24 protein-coding genes are annotated in these 23,791 nt (G+C 38.2%); 12 read left to right on the top strand and 12 right to left on the bottom strand.

What is annotated here, in order from left to right; translation table 11 throughout:
* Nucleotides 1-207 precede the first annotated feature (207 nt).
* Both FH508_RS20325 and FH508_RS20320 read right to left on the bottom strand, forming a co-directional pair.
* A complete protein-coding gene (locus FH508_RS20325; RefSeq protein ID WP_173479846.1) occupies nt 208-717 on the bottom strand; it encodes a hypothetical protein in 510 nt (169 codons plus the stop codon).
* 14 nt (nt 718-731) lie between these two features.
* Nucleotides 732-1,421: a B3/B4 domain-containing protein gene (locus FH508_RS20320; protein WP_139860311.1), complete on the bottom strand. Its 690-nt coding sequence runs from the start codon at nt 1,419-1,421 to the stop codon at nt 732-734.
* Between the two features lie 59 nt (nt 1,422-1,480).
* Here FH508_RS20320 and queG point away from each other — a divergent pair, with 59 nt between their 5' ends.
* Nucleotides 1,481-2,611, top strand: coding sequence for a tRNA epoxyqueuosine(34) reductase QueG (gene queG, locus FH508_RS20315; RefSeq protein WP_173479845.1), 1,131 nt, complete (start codon nt 1,481-1,483; stop codon nt 2,609-2,611).
* Nucleotides 2,612-2,625: 14 nt separating this feature from the next.
* Complete coding sequence (gene trmL, locus FH508_RS20310) at nt 2,626-3,099, top strand: tRNA (uridine(34)/cytosine(34)/5-carboxymethylaminomethyluridine(34)-2'-O)-methyltransferase TrmL (protein WP_173479844.1); 474 nt, start codon at nt 2,626-2,628, stop codon at nt 3,097-3,099.
* A 253-nt stretch (nt 3,100-3,352) separates the two neighbouring features.
* Here trmL and FH508_RS20305 read toward each other — a convergent pair whose 3' ends face one another.
* Both FH508_RS20305 and FH508_RS20300 read right to left on the bottom strand, forming a co-directional pair.
* Nucleotides 3,353-4,387: an LLM class flavin-dependent oxidoreductase gene (locus FH508_RS20305; RefSeq protein ID WP_173479843.1), complete on the bottom strand. Its 1,035-nt coding sequence runs from the start codon at nt 4,385-4,387 to the stop codon at nt 3,353-3,355.
* A gap of 12 nt (nt 4,388-4,399) precedes the next feature.
* Nucleotides 4,400-5,245, bottom strand: coding sequence for a VOC family protein (locus FH508_RS20300; RefSeq protein WP_173479842.1), 846 nt, complete (start codon nt 5,243-5,245; stop codon nt 4,400-4,402).
* A 422-nt stretch (nt 5,246-5,667) separates the two neighbouring features.
* Here FH508_RS20300 and FH508_RS20295 point away from each other — a divergent pair, with 422 nt between their 5' ends.
* From FH508_RS20295 to FH508_RS20285, 3 genes are all read left to right on the top strand, one after another.
* Nucleotides 5,668-5,838: a hypothetical protein gene (locus FH508_RS20295; protein ID WP_173479841.1), complete on the top strand. Its 171-nt coding sequence runs from the start codon at nt 5,668-5,670 to the stop codon at nt 5,836-5,838.
* Nucleotides 5,839-6,027: 189 nt separating this feature from the next.
* The gene (locus tag FH508_RS20290) at nt 6,028-6,576 is read left to right on the top strand and encodes a hypothetical protein (protein WP_173479840.1); all 549 of its coding nucleotides are present in this window, start codon (nt 6,028-6,030) and stop codon (nt 6,574-6,576) included.
* Nucleotides 6,577-6,602: 26 nt separating this feature from the next.
* Complete coding sequence (locus tag FH508_RS20285) at nt 6,603-7,433, top strand: aldo/keto reductase (protein ID WP_305068700.1); 831 nt, start codon at nt 6,603-6,605, stop codon at nt 7,431-7,433.
* A gap of 49 nt (nt 7,434-7,482) precedes the next feature.
* Here the strand turns inward: FH508_RS20285 and FH508_RS20280 are convergent, their stop codons facing one another.
* The 3 genes from FH508_RS20280 to FH508_RS20270 form a co-directional block, all read right to left on the bottom strand.
* Nucleotides 7,483-9,657 (bottom strand): 5'-nucleotidase C-terminal domain-containing protein, encoded by a 2,175-nt coding sequence (locus FH508_RS20280; RefSeq protein ID WP_228134168.1) that lies wholly within the window; start codon nt 9,655-9,657, stop codon nt 7,483-7,485.
* Between the two features lie 284 nt (nt 9,658-9,941).
* Nucleotides 9,942-10,781 carry an RluA family pseudouridine synthase gene (locus tag FH508_RS20275; RefSeq protein ID WP_173479837.1) on the bottom strand — a complete coding sequence of 280 codons (840 nt, stop codon included), beginning with the start codon at nt 10,779-10,781 and terminating at the stop codon, nt 9,942-9,944.
* Nucleotides 10,782-10,985: 204 nt separating this feature from the next.
* Nucleotides 10,986-11,411: a disulfide oxidoreductase gene (locus tag FH508_RS20270; protein ID WP_173479836.1), complete on the bottom strand. Its 426-nt coding sequence runs from the start codon at nt 11,409-11,411 to the stop codon at nt 10,986-10,988.
* 234 nt (nt 11,412-11,645) lie between these two features.
* Here FH508_RS20270 and FH508_RS20265 point away from each other — a divergent pair, with 234 nt between their 5' ends.
* Together FH508_RS20265 and FH508_RS20260 are read left to right on the top strand one after the other, a co-directional pair.
* Nucleotides 11,646-12,761: a GAF domain-containing sensor histidine kinase gene (locus FH508_RS20265; protein WP_173479835.1), complete on the top strand. Its 1,116-nt coding sequence runs from the start codon at nt 11,646-11,648 to the stop codon at nt 12,759-12,761.
* Between the two features lie 12 nt (nt 12,762-12,773).
* The gene (locus FH508_RS20260) at nt 12,774-13,421 is read left to right on the top strand and encodes a response regulator (protein ID WP_173479834.1); all 648 of its coding nucleotides are present in this window, start codon (nt 12,774-12,776) and stop codon (nt 13,419-13,421) included.
* Between the two features lie 976 nt (nt 13,422-14,397).
* Here FH508_RS20260 and FH508_RS20255 read toward each other — a convergent pair.
* Nucleotides 14,398-15,519: a response regulator gene (locus FH508_RS20255; RefSeq protein ID WP_173479833.1), complete on the bottom strand. Its 1,122-nt coding sequence runs from the start codon at nt 15,517-15,519 to the stop codon at nt 14,398-14,400.
* Between the two features lie 410 nt (nt 15,520-15,929).
* Here FH508_RS20255 and FH508_RS20250 point away from each other — a divergent pair, with 410 nt between their 5' ends.
* Both FH508_RS20250 and FH508_RS20245 read left to right on the top strand, forming a co-directional pair.
* Complete coding sequence (locus FH508_RS20250; RefSeq protein WP_173479832.1) at nt 15,930-16,862, top strand: helix-turn-helix transcriptional regulator; 933 nt, start codon at nt 15,930-15,932, stop codon at nt 16,860-16,862.
* A 78-nt stretch (nt 16,863-16,940) separates the two neighbouring features.
* The gene (locus tag FH508_RS20245) at nt 16,941-17,681 is read left to right on the top strand and encodes an effector binding domain-containing protein (RefSeq protein WP_173479831.1); all 741 of its coding nucleotides are present in this window, start codon (nt 16,941-16,943) and stop codon (nt 17,679-17,681) included.
* Between the two features lie 46 nt (nt 17,682-17,727).
* Here FH508_RS20245 and FH508_RS20240 read toward each other — a convergent pair whose 3' ends face one another.
* The 4 genes from FH508_RS20240 to FH508_RS20225 all read right to left on the bottom strand — a co-directional run bounded on the left by FH508_RS20240 (nt 17,728) and on the right by FH508_RS20225 (nt 21,266).
* Complete coding sequence (locus FH508_RS20240) at nt 17,728-18,636, bottom strand: cation diffusion facilitator family transporter (protein WP_173479830.1); 909 nt, start codon at nt 18,634-18,636, stop codon at nt 17,728-17,730.
* Nucleotides 18,637-18,711: 75 nt separating this feature from the next.
* Nucleotides 18,712-20,055 carry a hemolysin family protein gene (locus tag FH508_RS20235; protein ID WP_255639588.1) on the bottom strand — a complete coding sequence of 448 codons (1,344 nt, stop codon included), beginning with the start codon at nt 20,053-20,055 and terminating at the stop codon, nt 18,712-18,714.
* Between the two features lie 425 nt (nt 20,056-20,480).
* Complete coding sequence (locus FH508_RS20230; RefSeq protein WP_173479829.1) at nt 20,481-20,891, bottom strand: hypothetical protein; 411 nt, start codon at nt 20,889-20,891, stop codon at nt 20,481-20,483.
* 171 nt (nt 20,892-21,062) lie between these two features.
* Entirely contained in the window at nt 21,063-21,266 is a 204-nt protein-coding gene (locus FH508_RS20225; RefSeq protein ID WP_173479828.1) for a YheE family protein, read from the bottom strand.
* A 221-nt stretch (nt 21,267-21,487) separates the two neighbouring features.
* On the opposite strand from FH508_RS20225, the gene FH508_RS20220 reads away from it, so the two are divergent.
* The 3 genes from FH508_RS20220 to FH508_RS20210 all read left to right on the top strand — a co-directional run bounded on the left by FH508_RS20220 (nt 21,488) and on the right by FH508_RS20210 (nt 23,791).
* Nucleotides 21,488-22,630 (top strand): DUF445 domain-containing protein, encoded by a 1,143-nt coding sequence (locus FH508_RS20220; protein WP_173479827.1) that lies wholly within the window; start codon nt 21,488-21,490, stop codon nt 22,628-22,630.
* A gap of 18 nt (nt 22,631-22,648) precedes the next feature.
* Nucleotides 22,649-22,993, top strand: coding sequence for a YlbF family regulator (locus tag FH508_RS20215; RefSeq protein WP_173479826.1), 345 nt, complete (start codon nt 22,649-22,651; stop codon nt 22,991-22,993).
* Between the two features lie 135 nt (nt 22,994-23,128).
* The gene (locus FH508_RS20210) at nt 23,129-23,791 is read left to right on the top strand and encodes a ribonuclease H family protein (RefSeq protein WP_173479825.1); all 663 of its coding nucleotides are present in this window, start codon (nt 23,129-23,131) and stop codon (nt 23,789-23,791) included.

Here is a 23,791-nt window from a genome sequence, read left to right as displayed (position 1 = left end):
CCTACACACAAGGTGCAAGAGAGCTTACGGATGGCGTTTTTTTAATGATTATATGCTCGAGTTTTGTTATGCCTTTGCCAATGGTTGGTTATAGGTCATCGGTCATAAAGTAACAGGTCACATGTTATTGGTTTATTCTAGTTGTCTACCTAAGTAGTTTTGAAAAAACAGCCATCCGACTCGGTTTGGAGTCTCACCGCCCCGAGCTTAGAAATAGCGAGAATCGTCGAATTGTATTTCAACACTATAGTTTTTGGCATTAATTAAATTAGAGAGCTTATGTGCTTCTTTCTCAAGTTGAAGAGAACGTTCACGGTATGCATCAGGTTCGTACATAGCAATATCATAGAGCATTGTACTTTCGCCATAACCCATGCGTACACTTTCTTTCTCATGTGTGCCAAAATGTTTACATAGTTCTGCTTCCGCGCGAAGCTGTGAAGCCAATTCGATTGCCTCTACAAGTGCGAGCTTCTCGCCCTTAAAGTCTACCGTATTTTTAATATTCGCTTCATAGACAAGACGATCTAATGTCCGTATATCAAGACGTACTTGAGCTAGCTCACTTTCAACAACAGTCATGGGACGATTGCTCGTTTTAGGTGCTTGTCCTTTTTCAACAGTCACAAAGGCACTACGGTGTAACTCACTAATAAGTTCCTGAACCTTTTTGGCTAAAATGCTTTTAAGTTTAACTGCTTCTGCAAGATTAATCATGAAAACACGTCCTTTTATAGAGTAGTAGATGGTGTTGTAGTCGTTAAAAGGGCAATTTGATAGTCTCCACCATGAATTTGGTTGAACATTTTACCAGCAGACGCAAGAAGCTTTTGCGCATCCTCAGTTGAAAGAGAGGGGCGAAGATAGAAAATATGTAGCGCTTCCGTTGTCGCCTCGGAGACCGCCGTACGTTTTGAATCGACGAAAGGTGAACCAAATGGTCCCACCTCATCACGGCTAAACATTATATTATTCAACGTATTAAAGCGTCCATTTAAGCCTTCATAGCCAGTTTCTTCATTGCCAAGTGCAATTTCAACGTTACCTTTGAGATGAGCTAAATCATAGATGCCAACGGGAATTTCATATTGAAGAGAGAAAAAATTATTTACATCTACACCTGAATGAAACGGTGTTAAATAATTTTGCTTACTAACTCTGCGCATTAAGCTTTCCGCTGAGTGACGATAACGGTTCGGATCTGCGCCAAGCTTTTTCCAAAGTTGTCTCCATTCTGCAATGCCTGAGCGCTCTGTTACAGGTTGTTCCTGCATTTCTAAATAGAGGTTTTCTTGATACAATTGCAGGCGACCTTTAATCATTTGGGGCGATTCTGCTACGACAATTTTGGTATAATGAATAATGCCGATTTTCAGCTCTGGAAGTTGCGTTAACAACGATGGATTAAGTGATACTTCCATAAAAAATCACCTACTTTATTTATTTTAATTATTATATCATGTAAGGAGTTGGAAATAAAATGAACATACATGAACTGCAACGAGAATTTGTGGCGTATGCAATGTCCATTGGCGTTGATAAAATAGGTTTCACAACGGCAGCTCCCTTTACAGAATTAAAGAATAGACTGCGTCGTCAACAAGAGCTCGGTTTCCAATCAGGCTTTGAAGAAAGTGATATTGAAAAACGAACGGAACCCCTTCGATTGTTAGACAGTGCAGAAAGTATAGTCGCTATAGCGGTCGCCTATCCTTCGCGGATGAAAGATGCACCTATTGGTAAAAAGGGCGCTCGACGCGGCATATTTTGCAGAGCTTCTTGGGGCATCGATTATCATACTGCATTACGAGAGCGTTTAACATTACTAAAAGCTTGGCTGGAAGAACGAGTACACAATGTGCGCATTGAGTCGATGGTAGATACAGGTGCGCTTTCAGATAGGGCAGTTGCAGAGCGTGCAGGTATAGGCTGGAGCGGGAAAAACTGTTCAATTATTACTCCAGAGTTTGGCTCATACGTGTATTTGGGAGAATTAGTGACAAATATCCCTTTTGCGCCAGACAAGCCAATGGAAGATGAATGTGGTGATTGTCGTTTATGCTTGGATGTTTGTCCAACAGGTGCGCTAATCGAAGGTGGGCAGCTAAATTCACAGCGTTGCATTGCCTTTTTAACACAAACAAAAGGGTATCTTCCAGACGAATTCCGCTCACATATAGGGAACCGCTTATATGGCTGTGATACTTGCCAAACCGTTTGTCCAAAAAATAAAGGGAAAATCAATTGGATACATGAGGAATTTAAACCTGATCCAGAGCTTGCAAAGCCTTTACTAACACCCCTTTTAACAATTTCCAATCGGGAGTTCAAAGAAAAGTTTGGACATGTATCGGGCTCATGGCGTGGTAAAAAGCCAATTCAACGTAATGCTATTTTAGCGTTAGCTCATTTTAAAGAGGAAGCGGCAGTACCTGATTTAGTTGGGCTTCTGGAAAAAGATGAACGACCAGTGATCCGTGGAACGGCAGCATGGGCATTAGGCAAGATTGGCGGGGAGCAAGCAGAAATAGCATTACTTGCTGCAAAGAAAAAGGAACAAGACGAGGAAGTCCTCGTTGAGATAAACAAAGGATTACAATTTTTTAGTTAAGGAAGTGTGTCGTTATGCCATTGCATATCGTTTTATATCAACCAGAAATTCCAGCAAATACAGGGAATATTGCACGTACTTGTGCTGGTACTAATACCTCACTACATTTAATTCGTCCACTTGGTTTTTCGACGGACGATAAAATGCTTAAACGTGCTGGCTTAGATTACTGGCATAGTGTCAACGTGGTGTACCACGATTCACTTGAGGATTTTTTAGATACATCTAAAAATGGTGATGTATATTTAATTGAAACATATAGTGAAGAACCATTTACAACGCATGATTTTAGTAATAAAGATCGGGACATTTACTTTATGTTTGGCAAAGAAACAACAGGGTTGCCTAAGGATTTTGCCTATGAGCGCAAAGACATGTGCCTACGAATTCCGCAAAGTGAACATGTCCGTTCATTGAATTTATCGAATACAGCTGCCATTGTTATTTACGAGGCTCTACGACAACAGGGCTATCCTGGTTTACAGTAAGAAAAGAAAAAAGTGTTAGATTGACTGCATTCAATCTAACACTTTTTTGCTTCAGCAGAGTGCATAAGTTGATGGTAGTAAAGGCGGTGATTCCTGCGGGAACGCATGCACCGTAAGACGCAACAAACCGCGCGTTAGCGAGGGTGGCGGCTTACGGTGTGCCCGCTGAAAGCATCCGCCATAGCGGACATCAACTATAGCAAAAACTATGAACATCTTTGCTCATGTGTCCTATCCTCTTTTTTACATTGATTTACTCTTTTAGTGCTTTATTGACCGCTGGCATAATGTGCGTGCCAAGTAGCTCAATGGATTTAGCTACTTGATTAAATGGAACTGCACCAATATCGAGCTGTGCCATAAAACGAGAGTGACCAAATAGTTCATGCTGCATTAATATTTTTTCTACAATTTCATTTGGACTACCAACAAATAGAGCGTTATGACCAGCCGTCATGCTATCAAAGCTTTCTTTAGATAAATGATACTGCATACCGCGCTGCGCATTAACATAATGCCAATAATTTGAGTAGTATGGATAAAATTCTTCCTTAGCTTGCGCTAAACTTTCAGCAAAGTAAGCGTGACCTGATACTGTGATTTTCGCTTTATCCATATCATGTCCTGCTGTGGCCAATGCTTCACGATAGACATCAACTAAATGTTTAAAGCGGCTTGGATCTCCACCTAAAATGGCTAAGTTTAAGCCAACTCCATAGCGTCCCGCGCGAATGGCGCTTTGCGGTGTTCCACCAACTCCAACATGAATAGGAATTTCACGACTAGCACGTGGTGCAATTTCAGCATTTTGAAGCGGTTTGCGATATTGACCACTCCACGTTACACGCTCTTCTTTGTTTAACTTTAAAAGTAATGCCAAGTTTTCCTCAAAGAGTGCATCATAATTATCCACATCATAGCCGAACAGCGGGAAAGATTCGATAAAGGCTCCTCGTCCAACGGCAATTTCTGCTCGACCATTTGATAATAAATCGAGAGTTGCGAAATCTTCGTATAAGCGTACAGGATCAACCGTACTAAGCACAGTCGTCGTACTCATTAATTGGATGTTTTTTGTTCGCTGTGATAGCGCTGATAATACAACGGGTACTGCTGAAATCGCATAATCTAAGCGGTGATGCTCTCCAACACCAAATACTTGAAGACCTGCTTCATCAGCTAGTTGCCCATATTGCATAACTTCTTCTAATCTTTCTTTAACGGTTGGCATATAGCCATTCACTGGATTTTGTCCGATATCTGCTAATGTATATACACCAAATTCCATAAGATAGCCTCCTTAAAATTGAAGTAAAATTACATTACCAGCAGAATCCACTGTTTGGAAACCGCCATTCATATCAGTAACAGCTGCGCCAATTTGACGTAAGTTTGCTTTTATTTTATCTGCTTGCACTTCATTATCCAAACGAAGCGTATACGATTTTAAACCAATTTGATTTTCCCCAAGATTTGGTGCGCCTTCAGAATACCAAGTATTTAAGCCGATATGATGATGATAACGTCCCGTAGATATAAATAATGCTTGCTCACCATAGCGTGTGACAATGTCAAAGCCTAAGCCTTTTGTATAAAACACCTCAGCAGCAGCCAAGTTTGATACAGATAAATGAATATGTCCCATTACTGTATTAGCAGGAAGCCCTTCCCATGCCCCATTCGCTTCGACTAATATCGAAGGAATATTAAGTGGCTCAGTTACCATATGCACTTGGTCGTTTCGCCAAGTCCAGTTATTTTCAGGACGATCTACATAAATTTCAATACCATTTTCGTCTGGATCTCGTAAATAAAGTGCTTCACTTACATCATGATCGGATGCGCCAAAATATACTCCTGATTGACGGAAATGAGTAATGATATTTGCTAAATCACGACGTGTTGGTAATAGTAATGCAAAGTGATAAAGCCCACTTGTAGTGCGCGATTTTTGCTCAACTGTTTCTAGCTGAACAATAGTTAGCAATGCTGTTTTACCATCAGCAGTTAAGGTAGCTCGAGTAGATTCCTGTTGTAAAACTTTAAAGCCTATAATTTCTTGATAGTATGCTAGTGAGCGATGTAAATCACTTACTTTAATCTCAACATTTGTAACATATGTGTTCGGTTTTTCATGAAAATGCATAGAAGTAAACCTCCGTTTTTTTAGTTATGATTAATTATCAAGTTACTTTATGTAAGTAAGTATATTTAATAAAGTAGAGTAAGTCAAGTAATTACGAAGTCACAAAAAAAGAAGTAACCGCAATGGCTACTTCTGTAAAAATAAGAAAATCACTAAGTAGCATACTTAGTGATTTTCTTGAGCATTATTTGTCCGCTTTGTAGTCGCCTTCGTACCCAGCAGTGAAAATAGCAGCTAAGAAAGCAACAGTTACACCAATAATTAATAATAACTTCATGGAAGAACCCTCCTCATGTTTATAAGCAAATCTCTTTTTAGTATAGCCTATCTATTATAAAAATGAAACGACCTTGCTAAATAAAATATGTCAGAAATGGTTCAGACTTTAATATTTCGGGAAAACTATTATAGAGGTGATAAAAATGGAAAAAAAGGTTCCAAATATAGAAAACGGCACAATGGCGAGAAATTTTAAAGAGCTGCAAGATCTCGGTAAACAAATGGAGCATCTTCGTGATGGACAAGAACTTGCTGAGGATGACCGTATTGCAGACCCGATTCAGGTAGATGAAGAACCCGAAGACAAGCAATAGGAAAGCGACTCTCACAGTATGCGTGGTTAGCTATGGTAAAAGTTGATTCCGCGGAGCAGCGAGAGGTTTGTGCTGAGCAGGGCGGGGCGTGGATTCCGCGAAGCAAGGAGAGAATCCCGCGAAGCAAGGCAAGGATTCCGCGAAGCAAGGAGAGAATTCCGCGGAGCAAGGCAAGGATTCCGCGAAGCAATGCAAGGCGAGGATTCCGCGAAGCAGGGCAAGAATCCCGCGGAGCAAGATGAGAATCCCGCGAAGCGGGGCAAGGATTCCGCGAAGCAAGGGGAGAATTCCGCGAAGCAAGGAGAGAATCCCGCGAAGCAATGCGAGGATTCCGCGAAGCAATGCGAGGATTCCGCGAAGCAAGGAGAGAATTCCGCGAAGCAAGGAGAGAAATCCGTGAAGCAAGGCAAGGATTCCGCGGAGCAAGATGAGAATCCCGCGAAGCGGGGCAAGGATTCCGCGAAGCAAGGAGAGAATCCCGCGAAGCAATGCGAGGATTCCGCGAAGCAATGCGAGGATTCCGCGGAACAATGCGAGGATTCCGCGGAGCAAGGAGAGAATTCCGCGAAGCAGGGCAAGAATCCCGCGAAGCAGGGCGAGGATTCCGCGAAACAATGCAATAATCCCGCGAAGCAAGGCAAGGATTCCGCGAAGCAAGACAATAATCCCGCGAAAACAAAGCAAAATACCTGCGTGACAAAAAAAATTATTTTTAATCCAATTTTTTGTATAATGTAACTAGGGAAAGAAAGGGGCTGATGTTTTTGAATTTACAATCTACAAAAACGTTAACAAATGGTATTGAGATGCCTCGTTTTGGTCTAGGCGTATACAAAATGACAGAACGTGATGAAACGTTACAGGCTATTGATAAGGCGTTGAAAGTGGGCTATCGTGCGATTGATACTGCTTCGTTATATGGTAATGAGGCAGAGGTAGGTGAGGCGATTCGTCACTCAGGCATTAAACGTGAGGATATTTTTGTGACGACAAAGGTTTGGAATACTGACCAAGGGTATGATGCAACGCTGCGTGCTTTTGAAGTATCATTGAAAAAATTAAATATGGATTATTTAGATTTATATTTAACGCATTGGGCAGTGCCTGAAACATTTGAGGAAACATACAGAGCGATTGAACGTTTGTATGATGAGAAGTTACTGCGGGCAACAGGTGTGTCGAATCATCATGAACATCATCTACAAAAACTATTATCAAAAGCCAATATTGCGCCAATGGTCAATCAGGTAGAATTGCACCCATACTTACAACAAGATGCACTTAAAACATTTTGTGCAGAGCATGGAATTGCTGTAACAGCATGGTCACCGTTAGGTCGTGGAGGGGTGCTTGATAATTCAACAATTCTTGAAATTGCACAAGAGCTAGGGAAGTCTGCTGCACAAGTAGTGCTTCGTTGGCATTTGCAAAAGGATACATTGATTATTCCAAAATCAGTGACACCAAGTCGTATTGAGGAAAATGCACAAATTTATGATTTTGAATTAACGCAGGCACAGATGGATAAAATGGCAACGCTAAATAACAATCAGCGTTTTGGTCAAGATCCTGATAATTTTAAATTTAATTTTTAACGATAAAAATCCCGCTATCAAACTTGCTGAAGCGGGATTTTTTGTCGTATTATTTAGATTCTTTTACATAAGGAATGTAGTTAGAAAGCATTTTTGCCATATGTGCACGTGTAGCATTGTTATTCGGCATGAATTTGCCATTTGAACCGCTAGCAATTTTTAAATCTTGCATAAGTGCGATAGCGTTTTGTGTTTCTTCATTGTATTTAGAAATATCGCTGAAATCAGCAGTTAATCCAGTTTTTGCATCATGTTGTAAGTTATAAGCACGTGCAAACATTAAAGCAAGCTGAGAACGAGTTACTTTTGCTGTAGGATTGAATTTGCCATTTTGACCTTGAACAATTCCTGCTTCAGCAAGTGCAGTAATCTCTTTTTGTGTCGCTGCTTCTAAACTAGTAATATCTGAGAATGTTGCTTCACCTTTAGCTTCAAGTTTTAAGACACGTGCAATAAATGATGCAGCTTGTGCACGAGTTAAGTTAGCATTTGGTGAATATGTTGTTGCAGATGTACCTTGTGTTAAATCACGGTAGTAAAGATCACGAACGTAACCTTCAGTTTCAGAACCTTTTGCAATATCAGTAAATGGAATTGTAGCAATAATGCGACCTTCTACTTTAGCATCTACTTTTTTAAGTGTGTTTAAATGATTGATGAACATTTCAAAGTCAACTGTACCAGGTTCACTTACACGGCCATCTGCATAAGCTTTTGCTAATGTTTCGTAGCCGTCTCCACCTTTAGCAGTGAATGTGTTTGTTGCACCTTTATAGTAAGCTGCTTTATCTAGTTCTTTACCATTTAATTTAATAGATTTCACACGTTTGCCTGCTGGTGCTTTACCATCAAATTCTACTTGTAGACCAGAGAAATGAAGGAAGCCACCTGATTCTTTCGGGAACTCTTTCACACTATGTTCAGCAATTTCATAGAGTTCAGCACCAGTTAATTTTACGATACCAAGTGCATTACCGAAAGGCATTACTGTCATTACTTCACCAACAGTGATGTCGCCAGCGTCAATGCTCGCACGGATACCGCCACCGTTTTGGAATGCGAATTGTACTTCAGGATCAATCTTTTTAGCTCCAGCAAGCATACCATCAGTAATAACGTTACCTAGATTCGTTTCACCTGCACGTACACCCCAAAGTCCACGTTTACCATCAAGTTCTGTAACAGCTGTAGTGCCTGTTGATTGTTGTTTAACTGCTTCGATTTTTGCACTATATGGTGCTAATAATTTAGTTGCTTCAGCGTCTGCTGCTACAGGATTTTCTTTATCATTTAAAGCATGTAATTGGCCGAAGTATTCAACAACAGCACCATTATCATCGAAAGTTAAATCCAGCTCACCTAAGTTTTCGCTGTATTGACCAGTTTGTACGATAATTGTTGGGTTTTTGAATGATGTTTCTGCTTTCACAGCTTTATCTAATTTCGTATGTGTATGACCACCAACGATTACATCGATACCTTCTACTGCTGCTGCAAGTAATTTATCATTATCCCAATCAGTAGAATCGTCATAGCCGATATGAGTAAGTGCAATAATTTTATTTACGCCTTGTTTTTCAAATTCAGCTACTGCTTTTTTCGCAGAGTCGATATAGTTAGCAAATTGTACGTTTGCAACACTTGAAATTGAAGGTGTTTCTTCAGTTGTTAAGCCGAAAATACCCACTTTTTCTCCATCGATTTCTTTAATAATACCGTCATAGATTTTACCGTTTTGGAAATCTTCTACTACTGTTTTGAATTGTAAGCCATCAAATAATGAATCTTTAGAGAAATCTAAGTTGCCACCAAGTAATGGGAATTCTGCACCTTTAACAAATTTTGCAAGAGCAGCATGGCCTTCTGGGCTTGACCCTAAATCGAACTCATGGTTACCAAATGTCATTGCATCGTAGCCCATTAAGTTCATTAACTTCATTTCAACTTCTCCAGTAAATTCGTTAAAGTAAAGCGTACCAGTTAATGCGTCACCTGCATCTAATAGTAGTGAATTTGGATTTGCTGCACGTAACTCTTTTATTTTTGTTGTACGTTGCGGTGCATATTCTGCGTGTGAATGTGTATCATTGGAATGTAAAATTGTTAAATTGAAACCGTCCTTTGTAGCAGTTGGCGCAGATTCTGCCGCATGTGCAGCAAATCCAGGTGTAGCTAGTAAACTTGCAGCTAGAGTTGTTGCTGCAATACTTTTAACCCATTTCATAATAATGATTTCCTCCCTCATTTATATGTCAGATGACTGACAATTTACTCTATTCTAACATGAAAGAAATCTATCGTCATTACCAATATTGGAAAATAAATATTAAAATTATTGTAAAAAACATATGAAGTAAATGTGAATTCGTAATTTTATACTTTAAATAGAAACAGAGTAAAAAAAAGGTTTATACATAAACGACTCATAATCAATAAATATACCAAAAAGTGATATTTTCCATAAAAAAAGTACAAACCCTGAAAGTGGTTTGTACTGTAGCATTATAGCTATTCTTTATCTTTTACTATAATTAATTTATTTAAAAACGGGTGGTCAAATTCTAATTGAATGGCATGTAGTTCATAATCACCGCTAGCTGTTTCGCGTGCACCATACATCGTATCGCCGATAATCGGATGACCGATATGCGCCATGTGAACACGAATTTGGTGTGTACGACCTGTTTCTAAAACAAGGTGGACAACACAAGAATGTTTATAGCGTGCAACAACCTCATAGTGTGTTACAGCATGCTGACCTGTGTTTGATACGACACGTCGTGTGGGATGATGACGGTCTTTACCAATAGATTCAGCAATAGTTCCCGATGTAGTACGAAGGTTTCCTTGCACCTCTGCAGCGTACGTACGAATAATTGTCTTTTCTTCAATCATGCGATCAAAAATGGATTTTGCAAGTGGATGCTTTGCAACTAAAAGCAAACCTTCTGTTCCTTTATCAAGGCGATGAACATGTTCTGCATAGTATCGACCTTGCTCTTTCATATGAGCCATAACGTGATTCATACAAGTGTGCGTATCGCGCTCATCATTAGGATGAGTGGACATGCCCTTTGGTTTAGAAACAATTAAACAGTGATCATCTTCATACACAACATCAATTGCACAAACAGGCGTCGGCTTATAGCTAGAGGCAGGGATAGGAAATGAAAATTTAATGATTGTTCCTGCAGGAAGTGGGTCCTTCCATTGTAATGGTTCTCCTTCAAGTGACGTGACTGCCTTCTCCATACGTAATTCGTGAACTAGCTTTTTCCCTAGGCGCCAATTAGTACGTAGCAGCTCCTCAATCGTTAGATGATTGTCTTTTATTTCATATTGAAACATCTATTTTCCTCCATGGAATGAGCGTTATCGAACACCCTTGTCATTTTTTTAGACAAAAAAATCCGCTCCCTTTCTGCACAAGGACGATTCACAAAATACCAGATGTTAAAGCCACAGCATAATCTGGCTTGAATCGCTATCCCGCAGGCATATCGCGAATTTTTTGTCGGACACTATGTGGTAAATCAAAAAATACTTATCGCATTATTTAGCAGTTTTTGAAGCTTTAATTAAATACAAGCTTGCGCCAACAATTAAAATAAATGCTGTTAATGCTAAAAACGGGATGGTAATGAAACCAAGCCAGTTTATGTATTGACCAGTGCAAGACACGGCACCACAAGAAGGTGCAGAAGCAGCTAAAAAGCTTAGTTTCTGAATTCCATAATGATAAAGTGATACAGAGCCACCAATTACGGCAAATACTGCCGTTGTTACAGCGATACGAGCATTTTTTTGAATAAAGGCAATAGTAGTCATTATTGCTATAGGATACATAAAAATACGTTGGATCCAACACATTTTACAGGGCTCGTAGTGACGAATTTCAGAAAAATATAGTGAGCCTAGTGTTGCAACGACAGAGACAATCCAAATAAACAATAAGCTATTTTCCTCTTTTTTTGACATATAAAAACTCCCTTTATGCTAACGATGTACTTGTTACGATTATAGGTGTTTTGAATTTAGAAGTAAAATGTTTCAATTATAGAGTTTATCTAATGCTGTCTCGTTAGTATATTCACACAATTATATATAAAAACAATGGAATTTCAGTCTAAAGTATGAACGGCTCAGGCAGACACCTTTGACTTGGAAATGTTATCATTAAAATACGTAATGCCAATAAAAAGAGGTGTTTTTGTGAGAGAGAACGAGCACTCCAATATTAGTATTTTAAAGGAAATTGCTGAGTTATTGAATGAAGAAACAGAAATCAACACTACATTAAAAGGCGCGCTTGTAAAGTTTTTAAATGGTACGAATTTTGAAACGGGCTGGATATTTTTTATTGATGAAAAGGGACGATCAGAGCTTGTTGTCCATGAAAATTTACCAGAGGCACTTGAACATAATAATTGCCATTATTTAAAAAAAGGAGGCTGTTGGTGTGTATCTCGTTATCGTAATGAAGAATTAAAAAAAGCTTCTAACATTATTGAATGTCAACGTATCGAAAGTGCAATTGCTGCAAACGTTGGCGATCACGAAGGAATTACACATCATGCTACGGTACCGCTGCAATCAGGGCAGGAACGTTTTGGTGTTTTAAATGTAGCATCCAAAAATACAGTGCGGTTTTCAGAGGAAGAGCTTGCCTTACTGGAATCGGTTGCCTTTCAAATGGGCTCTGCCATTAAGCGCATATTGTTGACTAAGCAGGAGCAAGAAATGGCGCTCGTGAAGGAACGTAATCGTCTGGCACGGGACTTACATGATTCAGTAAATCAGCTTCTTTTCTCTGTAACATTAACGGCGAGGGCTGGCATTGAGATGAGTAACGACACTGAGGTAAAAGAAACATTTAAGGAGATACAGCATTTAACACAAGATGCTTTAACAGAAATGCGTGCACTCATATGGCAACTACGGCCAAAAGGGTTAGAGAATGGACTGTTAGAGGCGATAAAAGTATATGCTGAAATGCTTGGATTAAAGCTTCATGTAACCGTATCTGGTGTTTTACAGTTTCCATCTCGTATTGAGGAAACATTATTTCGTGTTGCACAGGAGGCGCTTAATAATGTGCGTCGCCATGCTGGTGTACTTGAAGCGGCACTTTATATTACGGTAACAGCCACTGATATATTATTAGTTATTCGTGACGAGGGACGAGGCTTTGTTATTGATCATAATACTAAGCTCCTATCCATAGGCTTGCAATCGATAAAAGATCGAGCTAAATCGGTGGGGGGGACAGCTGACTGGGTAAGTGAAATTGGTAAAGGCACGGAGCTGCTAATCCGCTTGCCATATTAAGGGGGGAATAAAATGATTCGTGTTCTAATTGCAGATGATCATCATGTAGTCCGACGAGGATTATTATTTTTTTTAAAGACACAGAAAGATATTGAGGTTGTTGGGGAAGCAAAAAATGGTGTGGAAGCAGTTGCGCTAGCCGAAAGCATACAGCCCGATATTATCTTAATGGATTTAGTAATGCCTGAAATGGATGGTATACAAGCAACGAAGCGCATAAAATCTAAGTTTCCGCACATTGAAGTTTTAATGCTAACGAGCTTCTCTGATCGAGATCATGTTGTCCCCGCAATGGAAGCAGGGGCAGCAGGATATCAGCTAAAGGATATTGAACCTGATGAGTTAGTATCATCGATTCGTCGCATTATGCAGGGGGAACATACTTTACACCCAGAAGCAACTTCAACACTTGAGATGGATCGTCAAGAATCGGAAAATGCATTACATGTTTTAAATCCATTAACTCCACGGGAGCAAGATGTACTTGCAGAGCTTACAAAAGGAAAAAGTAATCGAGAAATTGCTTCATCTTTATTCGTTACTGAAAAAACAGTAAAAACGCATATTTCCAATATTTTTACGAAGCTACAAGTACAGGATCGAACACAAGCCGCTCTCTATGCAGTAAAGCATGGATTGACTGAAGGCAGCGGCCAGTAGGCATTCAATAAACGTGGCTGGGAGAAAAGAGAAAAAGTGTTAGATTGACTGCAATCAATCTAACACTTTTTTACTATGCAGTTGATGTCCGCTATGGCGGGTGCTTTCCGCGGGCACCCCGTAAGCCGCAACCCTCGCTAACGCGCGGATTGTTGTGTCTTACGTTGCGTGCGTTCCCGCAGGAGTCACCGCCTTCGCTACCATCAACTAGTGCACGCTGCTAATTTATTATTCTTACAAAAGAAAGAGATGTGGATTTCAGATAATCTATCACTTTTTTACTATGCCGTTGATGTCCGCTACGGCGGGTGCTTTCCGCGGGCACCCCGTAAGCCGCAACCCTCGCTAACGCGCGGATTGATGCGTCTTACGTTGCGTGCGTTCCCGCAGGAGTCACCGCCTTCGCTATCATCAACTAGTGCACGCTGCTAATTTATTATTCTTACAAAAGAAAGAGATGTGGATTTCAGATAATCTACCACTTTTTTGCTATGCCGTTGATGTTCGCTACGGCGGGTGCTTTCCGCGGGCACCCCGTAAGCCGCAACCCTCGCTAACGCGCGGATTGTTGCGTCTTACGTTGCGTGCGTTCCCGCAGGAGTCACCGCCTTCGCGACCATCAACTAGTGCACGCTGCTAATTTATTATTCTTACAAAAGAAAGAGATATGGATTTCAGATAATCTAGCACTTTTTTGCTATGCCGTTGATGTCCGCTACGGCGGGTGCTTTCCGCGGGCACCCCGTAAGCCGCAACCCTCGCTAACGCGCGGATTGTTGCGTCTTTCGTTGCGTGCATTCCCGCAGGAGTCACCGCCTTCGCTACTATCAACTAGTGCTATTTGAGAAAATTTTCTATTGCTAAAGATTATGAATAGCTAAAGTTCTTCACCATAGTAAATAGCAGCAAAAAATACGAATGTTTTGCTACTGTTTCTAAATTTAAAAAGGTTGGCATGCTTTTCTTTCCATGTAATTTATTGATTATAACTAAATAATTTCTTCGACATTTCTAGTAAAGTGGAGCTCGGAGTAAGTGCTAAGTCTTCTTTTAATTTTTGTTCATAGGATAAAAAAATAGTGTATGCCTGTGTATGAAATCCCGCATTAATTAACAATTGTAAATATTGTTCAAGCTTATGTTCATTATAAGGATCAAACTCTATTAAACGTTTGAGATAGTCAATAGCTTTTTCCGTCTCAGTTGCTATGCTCGTTTGAAATCCTTTCTCTAATAACTCTATGTATGATTTAGTAAGCTTATCTCTATCAGAGGTAGCCCATTCATAATCATCAAATACGAGTAAGCCGTCCTTATAAATAGCAAGACATTGGTTAATTAATGTAATCGGAGGATAATCGGACTTCTTAAAATCATTAAAACAATCTTGGAATTCGTATAAATCACACAAAATATTTGGTTTCTCAAAAATGTAATATTTATTAGAAAATATTATACAGTTCGTATAGCCCATATTATTTAATGTTTTTCTTAAATAAGATAGTGCTGTATGAAGATTAGATTTGGCACGAACGTAATCTAAATTAGGCCACAGAATTTCAATTAACACATCTCGATGAATAGGCATGTTAGGATGCAATATAAAATAGGCGAATAATTCTTTTGTTTTCTCCGTTTTAAAGGAAACGAGACTATTGTTGCTATAGGTAGCAAATTGATTAAAGCATTGGACGTTTAAAATCGTATTAGAAGTTTGTTGTACCAACTGTTGCATAGAAAATTCATGTTCAATACGTGATATTGTTTTTTGTAAGCGTGCTTGGCTAATCGGTTTAAGTAAATAATCAAGTCCTCCTATTTCATATGCTTGGATTGCAAATTCTGAATACGAAGTTATAAATATAACAATTACATGTGGATGATTGCTTTTTATAATATCAGCTACTTCAAGTCCATTCAGTTCATCAAGCTTTATTTCTAAAAAAATTACTTCAAATTCCAGTGATGGAAGGCTATTTAAGAATAGCTTTACACTAGTGAAGGTTTTGATAACCTCTATTTGTTGAAAGTTTTGTAGCTTATTTTGAAAATAGTGTAAAGCTAGAGGTTCATTGTCTATTAAAACGGCTCGAATCACATCAAAATCTCCTTTATACAATTAAATTGAAAACCATTAAACTCTAGTACATTGTTTTTGAAAAGGTCTCCCCATTATATAGAGGATAAAAGTTTTTTATGTAGTGTTAAGAGAATTGAAATAATTGTATAAGCGTTTATTATTAAACTATTTTACAAAAAGAAAGTTGCGATAGTTAAACTAGAAAATTGACTGAAGGGATTTAAAGTTTCTTTTTTCTTATTTTGTAAAAACATTCTAATGAATGTATTATGTAATAGCGGTTATTATAGTACATTTGACTTAAAGAAAACTCAAAAGGTACTTAAAAAATACTTAAAAATAATAGGATATAAGTAATTGAAAATTACTTTGTTGTGGAAAAGTAGTGTGTGTTTTAAAAATATGTACAAAGTTGAGGAATTAGACAAATGAAAGTAGACCGTTTACTAACGATGACTATGATTTTAATTAATCGTAAAAAAGTAAGGGCTCAAGAATTGGCAGATTTATTTGACGTATCCGTTCGCACAATTTACCGCGATGTTGAAACCCTTAGCTTTGCAGGGGTACCTGTTGTAAGTCAGCAAGGAGTAAATGGAGGAATTAGTTTAATCGATGGATATAGAATGGATAAGCAAATTTTAACGAAGGAGGAACTAACCTCTCTATCGATTGCGCTCAAAAGTGCCTTGACGTCATATGAGGATACACATGCTAAAGCCGTTTTAGAAAAATTAACGGGGATAGCAGATGACAAAGTGAAAAAATCGATGGACCATGTATTTATTGACCTCAGCCCTTGGGGACAAAACGTTATATTAAAAGAACAAATAACGTTATTGAAAAAGGCAATTGAGGACGAGCAATGTGTCAGCTTTTTGTATTCAACTGCGCATGGGACGATGACAAAGCGCTTAATAGAGCCACATACTTTAGTACAAAAGGGGAAAGTGTGGTATATCTATGGCTATTGCACATTAAGAAATAGTTTTCGGTTATTTAAAATTTCAAGAATGAAGGATATTAAAGAGGCATTCGTATGTTTTGAACGGAAGGCAGTTCATTTAGCAGAACTTCCTTGGGATAAAGCTTGGCAGCAACCACACAACTTAGTGGCAATCACGCTGTCATTCGATGAATCAATTCGAACACTAGTGGAAGAAACATTTGGAGCAGAACATATAGATAATGAAAAATCAATCGTGCAAGTGTCATTGCCTGAAGATGAATGGCTCTATGGATTTCTGCTGAGCTTTGGGAATCGAATAAAGCTTATTGATCCACCTTATTTAGTTGATATTGTGCACAAACGGGCACAGGAAATTGTCGCATTATATCAGGAAACAAAAGGTGAGAAATAACCTTTCAATTGATGACATACAGATGTCAAGTTTGCTTTGTTATAGTGAATACAAATGAACGAAGGGTGGAAGTAAAAGATGCAAAGTTATTGCCAAAGCTGTGGAATGCCATTAGTGAGCGCGGAATTATTAGGAACAGAAAAGGATGGACAAGTATCTCAGGATTATTGCATATATTGCTACGAATTAGGAGAGTTTAAACAGCCAAATATAACTGTTGATATGATGATTTCTTTATGTGTACCGCATTTAAAAGAAGAAGGTATGGTAGAAGAAGAGGCACGACAAATGTTAGCTTCGTTTTTACCTAATTTAAAAAGATGGCGAACACGAGAGGTCAAACAACCAGTTATAAAGGAAAAACAAAGTTTTCAAATAGTAGGGATAACAGCGCGCACAAATAATGCGAATGAATTAACTCCTACAGCGAAAATACCACAATTATGGACAGATTATTTTCAGCAAAATGTTGCGGGTCAACTGTTCAATCAAGTGAATGAGGGCGTTATGTATGGACTGTATTCGGATTATGAAACAGATGTTAACGGAGATTATTCAATAACGCTTGGAGTGGAAGTATCAACTGACAAAGATGTGCCAAAGGAGATGTCCGTAAAAACAGTTCCTGCCTCTAAATATTTAGTCTTTAGTTCCGAAAAAGGATCAATGCCAGACATTGTTATTAAAGCTTGGCAAGATATTTGGGCTTGGTTTGCAAATGCAGAAGTGGAACGAACGTATACTGGTGACTTTGAAGTATATGATGAACGATGCCAACCTAATGAGGCTCAAGTCGATATTTATATAGCAATTAAGTAATTTTTTAGAGCGAAGCGAAATATTACAAAAAGCCAGTCTCTTACCATCAAGTGGTAGGAGGCTGGCTTTTGTGTGTAGGCGGCAAATCTTCGATGTGTGGTTCAATATGCACGAGTACGTGACAGAAGTGATTTTCCCGCATAATTGTTCGTTCAATTTCTTCAGTAATACGGTGGCTTTCAAAGACATTTAAGTAAGGATTCACTGTCACAGTTACATCTATAAAGTACATATTGCCATGTGCGCGTCCTTTGAAATCTAAAAGCTCAATAACGCCGCTTACATTGCGAATTAAAACCGATAAAGTCTCGACTTCATCGATATCAAATGCATCTGTAAGACTTTGAACAGCTTCCCAAAATATTTCCACGGCCGTTTTTAGTATAAGAAAAGCTACAACAAGCGCTGTCAATGTATCTATGATTGGGAAGCCGAAAATTGCACCGAATATCCCGATAGCTGTACCAATGCTGACAAGTGCATCTGAACGATTGTCATAAGCGGCAGCTTTGACAGCAGCACTGCGAATTTTTTTTGATAAAGCTAAATTATAACGATAAACAATATACATTACTCCAGCACTCCCAATTGCGACAAATGCTGTTAACATAGATGGAGTTGTGCCACTTGGCTCCCATAGTCCTTTTAAAGACGCAATCAAAACTTGTAAGCCGACAACAAGCATAATAAATGATGCAACAAGTGAAGCAACCGTCTCAGCGCGCAGATGGCCATATTGGTGATTTGAATCTGGTGGTCTTTGGGCAATACGCAAGCCGATTAATACGGCAATAGATGCAATAATATCCGTTGTATTGTTTAATCCATCTGCTTTTAAAGCTTCAGATGTTCCAATGTAGCCAATTGTTAGCTTTGTCGAGCTCAGAATTAAGTAAGTAGCGATAGATAACCAAGCGCCTTTTTCCCCTTGACGTAAATTTGTATAGAGCTCCATTTTGTTTCCTCCTCGCAAAACTTTCGGGCATTATAAAACGACCCCCTTATATGAAAGGGAGCCGTCTTAGCTGTGTTATTTATAGTCTTTCGATTCTTCGATATCATTTACTAAATCAAGTTCAGGTAATTTCAGAACTTCTAAGTATAATATGTGGTGACCGTCTAGTTCTTTAGCTGTGAATTCAAAACCTTGCTCTTCAATGCTATCACCTTCAACAGCATCGAAACGCTTCGTCATGAACCAACCACCAATCGTATCGATATCATCATCTTCTATGTCAGTACCTAGCATATCATTGACGTTTTCTAGTAGCATTTTTGCATCTAAAATAAAATGATTTTCTGCAACTTCTTGTACTTCAGGGATTTCATCTTCATCAAACTCATCTTGAATGTCCCCGACAATTTCCTCGATAATATCTTCAATGGTTACAAGACCCGATGTTCCACCATACTCATCCATTAAAATAGCCATATGAATACGTTCACGTTGAATCTTGAGTAATAATTCATTAATTTGCGTTGTTTCCATAACGCGAATAATCGGTTGCATATAGTCAATCACTAGTTTATCACCATTTGCTGGGTCTTTAATGTAAGCAGTTAATAAATGCTTCATATTGACTAAGCCAATAATATGGTCTTTATCACCGTCGATAATTGGATAACGAGTATATTGCTCGACACCCATTAAATCGAATACTTCTTTAATCGTAAGCTCTTTCTCAATTCCGACGATTTCAGTACGTGGCACCATGATTTCTTTTGCAAGGCGATCTGAGAACTCAAAGATACTGTTTACATATTCATATTCTGCGTTATTAATTTCTCCACCTTTTAAACTATCCGACAAAATCATACGCAATTCTTCTTCAGTATGCGCAACTTCTGATTCTGACATCATTTTAAGACCAAATAGACCTGTTAAACCACGAGCAGAGCCATTTAATAATTTAATGATTGGATACGTAATGTTATGGAATAAAATTAATGGACCAGACAAGTTTAATGTAACAAATTCTGCTTTTTGGATGGCTAAAGTTTTTGGCGCCAATTCCCCGATAACTACATGCATAAACGTTACAATAGAGAATGCAAGTATAAATGAAAGGATAGATGTTATGCTACCGTTCAGATTTAGAAACTCGAACACTGGATGTAAAATGATTTCAAACGTTGGTTCACCTAGCCACCCAAGTCCAAGTGCTGTAATTGTAATACCTAACTGACAAGCGGATAAGTACTCGTCTAAATCCGATACAACACGTTTTGCATTTTTCGCTTTTTTATGGCCTTCTGCGACTAATTGATCAATACGGGTAGTTCTCACTTTTACGATTGCAAATTCAGTTGCAACGAAAAATCCTGTCATTATGATTAGTAGGGCGAATGCCGCCAACCTTATGGTTATTTCCAATATGTCTCCGTCCAAATAATTCCTTTGTCCCCGCCCGAATGAGGGAAGTAAACAAAGTGTACACCTCCTATGATTTAAAAAATTGTTGGATGTTTTAATCATAAGTTATTTATAACTAAAACACAAATATTGACAACGACTTTTTTATACTATTTTATGAAGCCATTACTTTTAAAAAAAATGAACATTATCTAGATGACAAATGATTGAAAATCAATATGCATTATGCTAACTTTATATGGAGCAAGGATAGTTTATTTAGAGAAAGAAGCATTTGCATCTCATATAAAACGACACGTCAAAAATCTCAAGAGTGCTTTACTTGTGGATTTTTTTAAATGAATTATTTTTAATATGCAACAAAAAAAGAGGTTGTCTCCGTATAGGAGATAACCTCTTTTTTGCGTTGATATGTATCGAAAAAATTATTGTTGGAAACGTAATTTAAGACAAGCCTTTTCTACATCATGCACAGACTCTTTTATAGGGATGGCGCCTGAAAAAGTTGAAATGATGATAGGTGCTTTATCTGTTAGCCCTTGTTGGGTAAGAATATAATGATTGCCATTGTAAATTAAATACATTTGTTTATTGGCACGTTTTCCTATTCCAGTTGGAGATTCAAAAATAGCTTTTAATTGGCTACAATACTCACTGTAAAAATTACTGCTAAAGCCAGATAGTGCTTCAAATTTTTTACTATCGATAGTGCTAGCCTCATCGACTAATCCGAAAATTTTTGCGGAAAATTCAGAAAAAAGTTCTTTTACTTTTGCACGAATTAATGCTTTCGAATTATAGTTGTTTAAGTCATCAGAAAGTGCGACTTTACTCATTGAAATAGCCTCCTGCATAAAAAACATTATAGAAATAAATTCATTTATTAAATGTATAAGAAAAATACAGGAATATCAATATAAATAAGCACTTTTCGTATAATAGCAGTGATTTTACTAGTAAATATTAGGTATTTTTAAGTGGATAAAAGCAAAAAAATATCGTTATTATTAGTCATAAATATGGAAAAGCATAAGTTCGTGAATCATTTTTTTAACATCTTCTTCATTTGGAGGAATAGGTCCAATCCATTGGATAACGCCGTCCTTTAAATATTCTGCAGCGTAACGTTCACGTTGATAGAAAAACGAAATGGCCCATCCAGGAAGCTGTGTATTTTCAAATAAAGGTTTAAAGCTAAAATGCTGAATCATATACAAACCCCATTTCTAATGATATGTATTTAATATTATTCAAGGATAGCAGGCATTTTGCAACTAAACAATTTGTAATGTATTAAAGATAGGTACAATTATGCTTTATCGTAATTAAATGGAGGGTATTTCTTTCGTTGGATTTCATTGCTCTGCTATAATGAGTCCAATAGGCGACAAAATACGCCAAAAGTGAATATGATTGAAATGAGAGGATGCTAATGGACAATTTTATAGTGACATTATTATTTATGGCAATCATCGGTGCTGCAATCGGAGGTATAACAAATCACTTAGCAATTAAAATGCTATTTCGACCTCATGAAGCGATCTATATTAAAAATTGGCGTGTGCCATTTACACCTGGTCTTATTCCAAAAAGACGTGATGAATTAGCGAAGCAGCTTGGATTGACTGTCGTCAATTATCTACTGACACCTGAGACCTTTAGGAAAAAGTTTTTCTCAAAAGATATTCAAGATAAAGTAGAACAATTTGTACAAACAAAAGTAGAAGAAACATTTTTTACGGAAGATAAAACGATTCAAGATTGGTTAACTTTAGCTGGTTTCTCCAATATGCCTGTCACGATTGAACAAAAGGTAGAGCAAATTGTAGCCGGACAATTTGAATCAGTTAAGAATACATTATCAACGAGAACAATTCGTACACTGTTATCGGAGGACATTCAACAGACGATTGATGCTAAAATTCCAGTAGCAGTGGGGCATATTTTGCAGAAAGGCGAAGATTATTTTTTATCGCCAGCTGGAGAAATGACGATAAAGGCGATGATTGATGACTTTTTATCGTCAAAAGGATCACTAGGCGGTATGCTTAATATGTTTTTAGGTGATTCTTCGTCACTTATGGGTAAAGTACAACGTGAGCTTGTGAAGTTTATACAGGCTCCTGGAACAACAGCGCTGCTAACGAACATTTTCACACAGGAGTGGGAAAAATTAAAGGATCGTCCAGCAATGGATTTTTTAGAGGATATTGATTTTGAACCGATATTAGCAAATTTACAAAGCTATGTAAAAGATCAATTAGCAGTTGCAGAACGCTTACAGCATCCTATTTCATATTACTGGCCTAGCGGTAGTACTTGGATGAGGGAAACAATCGTGCCTCAAATGATTGAAAAGGCATTTACTAGAGCAGAAGATAAATTAGAAGATGTGTTAAAACGCTTAAATTTACAAGAAGTCGTACGTGAACAAGTCGATTCGTTCCCAGTATCGAAACTTGAAGAGCTTGTCCTTGGCATTTCCAAGCGTGAATTTAAAATGATTACTGTACTTGGTGCCGTTCTTGGTGGTCTAATTGGTATTGTGCAAGGTTTAATCGTCTACTTTATTTAGAAAGGGGAAAAAGAAATAATGGTTAATATTTATAATGAGATTAATGCTTTGGAGGCAACTTTCCGCAAAACGGAGGAATTTAAAGCATTAGAAGAGGCAGTAGCAGTCGTAAAGGCGGATGAGGATGCAATTAAGCTATTCCAAAACTTCCGTAAGATTCAAATAGATTTACAGCAAAAGCAAATGGCTGGGGAAGATTTACAGGAAGATGAACTACTGTATGCTCAAAAAACAGCTCAGCTTGCGCAACAAAATGAGAAAATTGTAGCAATGCTTGAAGCAGAGATGAAGCTAAGTGGTGTTATCGAAGAAGTAAATCGTATTTTAGTAAAACCAATCCAATCATTGTACGAGGGTATGTAAGTAAGCATGTCTATCAGCAACATACCGTTAATGATGTTGAGGAATAAATAATCGTATATTTGCACATATAACAAAGTAAGAAGGAAAACGTGTCTCGGCTATTCGAGACACGTTTTCACTTATGGAGGGAATTGTATGCATGTTTTAATTGAATGGACTTATAAAACACCAAAGGGTGCTGGAACGATTTTACGGTCAGAAGAAATGCCTGGAGCTCAAGCGTTATTATTGGCGGAAGATATGGAACGTACAGGACGTGTTAAATCCTTACAATTTATCGATCGACAAGATACGAACTGGTCTATTAAGGAGCTAAAAGCATATCTAAAAGAAGTTGATACGGAACCCCATAATATTACTGTCTATTTTGATGGAGGCTTTGATCGTACAACTAAACAATCAGGGCTTGGGTGTGCCATTTATTATGAGCAAAATGGTAAACCGTATAGGCTAAGAAAAAATGCCTTTTCCGCGGAGCTTAAATCTAACAATGAGGCTGAATATGCAGCGCTTTATTTAGGGCTAGTGGAGCTTGAATTATTAAATGCTCATCATTTACCGATTAGCATTATAGGGGATTCACAAGTCGTTATTAATCAGCTAAACGGAGAATGGGCCGCATTGGAAAAGGATTTAGCAGGTTGGGCAGACAAAATTGACGCAAAATTAAGTGAGCTAAGCCTTCGACCAGACTATAAACTGATTTCAAGGAAAGAGAATGCCGAAGCAGATAGACTTGCAACACAAGCATTAAACGGAATTGATATTACAGGGTTGAGTGAAAGGTTAAAGGAATAA

The sequence above is a fragment of the Lysinibacillus sp. CD3-6 genome (assembly GCF_006351725.2).
Classification (GTDB): Bacteria; Bacillota; Bacilli; order Bacillales_A; family Planococcaceae; genus Lysinibacillus.
The sequence above is the reverse complement of the archived record's forward strand: the minus strand, read 5'-3'. Positions and strand labels throughout refer to the sequence as shown.

Bases quoted from the DNA above. Each gene is read 5' to 3' on its own strand.
- FH508_RS20325 (WP_173479846.1), bottom strand. From the start codon at position 717: ATGATTAATCTTGCAGAAGCAGTTAAACTTAAAAGCATTTTAGCCAAA.
- FH508_RS20320 (WP_139860311.1), bottom strand. From the start codon at position 1,421: ATGGAAGTATCACTTAATCCATCGTTGTTAACGCAACTTCCAGAGCTG.
- queG (WP_173479845.1), top strand. From the start codon at position 1,481: ATGAACATACATGAACTGCAACGAGAATTTGTGGCGTATGCAATGTCC.
- trmL (WP_173479844.1), top strand. From the start codon at position 2,626: ATGCCATTGCATATCGTTTTATATCAACCAGAAATTCCAGCAAATACA.
- FH508_RS20305 (WP_173479843.1), bottom strand. From the start codon at position 4,387: ATGGAATTTGGTGTATATACATTAGCAGATATCGGACAAAATCCAGTG.
- FH508_RS20300 (WP_173479842.1), bottom strand. From the start codon at position 5,245: ATGCATTTTCATGAAAAACCGAACACATATGTTACAAATGTTGAGATT.
- FH508_RS20295 (WP_173479841.1), top strand. From the start codon at position 5,668: ATGGAAAAAAAGGTTCCAAATATAGAAAACGGCACAATGGCGAGAAAT.
- FH508_RS20290 (WP_173479840.1), top strand. From the start codon at position 6,028: ATGCAAGGCGAGGATTCCGCGAAGCAGGGCAAGAATCCCGCGGAGCAA.
- FH508_RS20280 (WP_228134168.1), bottom strand. From the start codon at position 9,657: ATGAAATGGGTTAAAAGTATTGCAGCAACAACTCTAGCTGCAAGTTTA.
- FH508_RS20275 (WP_173479837.1), bottom strand. From the start codon at position 10,781: ATGTTTCAATATGAAATAAAAGACAATCATCTAACGATTGAGGAGCTG.
- FH508_RS20270 (WP_173479836.1), bottom strand. From the start codon at position 11,411: ATGTCAAAAAAAGAGGAAAATAGCTTATTGTTTATTTGGATTGTCTCT.
- FH508_RS20260 (WP_173479834.1), top strand. From the start codon at position 12,774: ATGATTCGTGTTCTAATTGCAGATGATCATCATGTAGTCCGACGAGGA.
- FH508_RS20250 (WP_173479832.1), top strand. From the start codon at position 15,930: ATGAAAGTAGACCGTTTACTAACGATGACTATGATTTTAATTAATCGT.
- FH508_RS20245 (WP_173479831.1), top strand. From the start codon at position 16,941: ATGCAAAGTTATTGCCAAAGCTGTGGAATGCCATTAGTGAGCGCGGAA.
- FH508_RS20240 (WP_173479830.1), bottom strand. From the start codon at position 18,636: ATGGAGCTCTATACAAATTTACGTCAAGGGGAAAAAGGCGCTTGGTTA.
- FH508_RS20230 (WP_173479829.1), bottom strand. From the start codon at position 20,891: ATGAGTAAAGTCGCACTTTCTGATGACTTAAACAACTATAATTCGAAA.
- FH508_RS20225 (WP_173479828.1), bottom strand. From the start codon at position 21,266: ATGATTCAGCATTTTAGCTTTAAACCTTTATTTGAAAATACACAGCTT.
- FH508_RS20220 (WP_173479827.1), top strand. From the start codon at position 21,488: ATGGACAATTTTATAGTGACATTATTATTTATGGCAATCATCGGTGCT.
- FH508_RS20215 (WP_173479826.1), top strand. From the start codon at position 22,649: ATGGTTAATATTTATAATGAGATTAATGCTTTGGAGGCAACTTTCCGC.
- FH508_RS20210 (WP_173479825.1), top strand. From the start codon at position 23,129: ATGCATGTTTTAATTGAATGGACTTATAAAACACCAAAGGGTGCTGGA.